The sequence below is a fragment of the Bacteroides sp. 1_1_14 genome (assembly GCF_000162515.1).
GTDB lineage: Bacteria > Bacteroidota > Bacteroidia > Bacteroidales > Bacteroidaceae > Bacteroides > Bacteroides thetaiotaomicron.
In genome coordinates this window covers 1-1,586 of the sequence record NZ_GG774735.1, presented here as the reverse complement: position 1 = coordinate 1,586, position 1,586 = coordinate 1, and the positions used below count along the sequence as shown (strand labels likewise).

The window sequence follows — 1,586 nt, the reverse complement described above, 5'->3', positions numbered from 1 at the left end:
AGTGTACTGAATAAGTTGACAACTTCAAAAATACGAAAATAAAGATGAAATATTCGAAAAAGAAGTACAACTATTACAGTGATGATGAACGAATGTCTTATATTCGTGAGTATTTATCAAGTCCCGAGAGCAAATCTGAGTTTTGTAAGCGTCACGGCTTTTGTGCCAAGCTTCTTACTTATTGGCTTAACAAGTATCAAATAGAAGACAAAGATATGGGTAGATCCTCTAAACCAGTAAATAGCGATGCTATTGATTCTAGTATTTCTGAGCTCCAGAAAGAACTATCGCTATTGCGTGCTGAGAACCGTAAACTTCATCGGGCTCTTGCTGATGAGAGTTTACGTCACGAGGCGTGCGAAGAACTCATCAATCTTGCTGAATCCACGTATCATATCAAGGTACGAAAAAACTCCGATGCCAAGTAATCGACACCTTGTCACAGAGGCACTCACCCCGACGCAAACGTGGTTGTATAAAGTTCCTCTGTGATTACTTCGGCATAACCCGACAAGGTTATTACAAGCATGTGAACCGACATTTGGAGGTTGATATCCTTACCACAAGCATCGTGTTGTACTGCAAAGAACTGTTGGAACTCATGCCCAAAGCTGGTATGCGCGAGTTATACGCCTGCTGCGTGAGTAAGTTTGGACCAAAGATGGTTATCGGTCGTGATCGTTGTTATGACATTTTTCGCTCCAATGGTTTGTGTCAACGTACAAGTCGCAAGCGTCCTAGAACAACGAATTCGAACCATAATTACTATATCTACCCCGATCTGTTGAATGTTGCACCCAAATTTGTCGCTACGAGATTGGGCGCTATGGTAGTGGCGGATATAACCTACGTAAACACCGGTCAGGGCTGGGCTTACCTCTCGTTGCTTACCGATGCGTCAAGTCGTGCCATCGTGGGATATGCGCTTTACAAAACTCTTGAGACGGAGGGGCCCTTGAAAGCTTTGGAGATGGCAATATCATTCTATGAGAAGTATCACATAGACATGAGCACTCTTATTCATCATTCCGACCGGGGTGTCCAATATTGCTCAAATAAATATGTAGAGAGGCTTAAAGAGCATCAAATCAACATCAGTATGACGCAGTGTGGTGATCCTTTACATAATGCATTGGCTGAAAGAATGAACAACACCATTAAAAACGGTTGGCTATTCGACTGTGATGATGAGAGCTTCGAGCAAGTAAGCAAGCGCATTGAAGATGCTGTATATGTATATAATCATGTGCGGCCTCATCAAGGGATAAACATGAGGACACCTATGGAAGTGGTCAGCGAAACGGTAGGATTAACAGCATAATACCCGCTCGTCGGGATGGGTGGTCCCGCCCCTTGCCGCTAGGACGATCCCCGACCGAAGAGTTTTTGGTTGTTGGCAACATTACATTTTCCTGAAGAAGGCTTGCGTAAATAAAGGAAGATGCATAAATTTGCAAGCACCAACAAAAGACAACTAACATAGGAATAAGAATAACAAAAGTAAACCTATTTAGATATTAAAGTATATTGAGTAAACTAATTCAGTTATAACAAACGAAGTTGTCAACTAAAACCAGTACACATCA

The 1,586-nt window shown here is 42.1% G+C and carries 2 protein-coding genes; both read left to right on the top strand.

Going from position 1 to position 1,586, the window contains the following annotated elements:
* The first annotated feature begins 44 nt into the window (after positions 1 to 44).
* Entirely contained in the window at positions 45 to 428 is a 384-nt protein-coding gene (locus HMPREF9007_RS00155) for a transposase (protein ID WP_008763908.1), read from the top strand.
* Positions 429 to 436: 8 nt separating this feature from the next.
* Complete coding sequence (locus HMPREF9007_RS0125570; RefSeq protein ID WP_008763907.1) at positions 437 to 1,321, top strand: IS3 family transposase; 885 nt, start codon at positions 437 to 439, stop codon at positions 1,319 to 1,321.
* The last annotated feature ends 265 nt before the right edge of the window (positions 1,322 to 1,586 follow it).

Excerpts from the sequence above, each read along its gene's own strand:
- HMPREF9007_RS00155 (WP_008763908.1), top strand. The coding sequence starts at position 45 with ATGAAATATTCGAAAAAGAAGTACAACTATTACAGTGATGATGAACGA.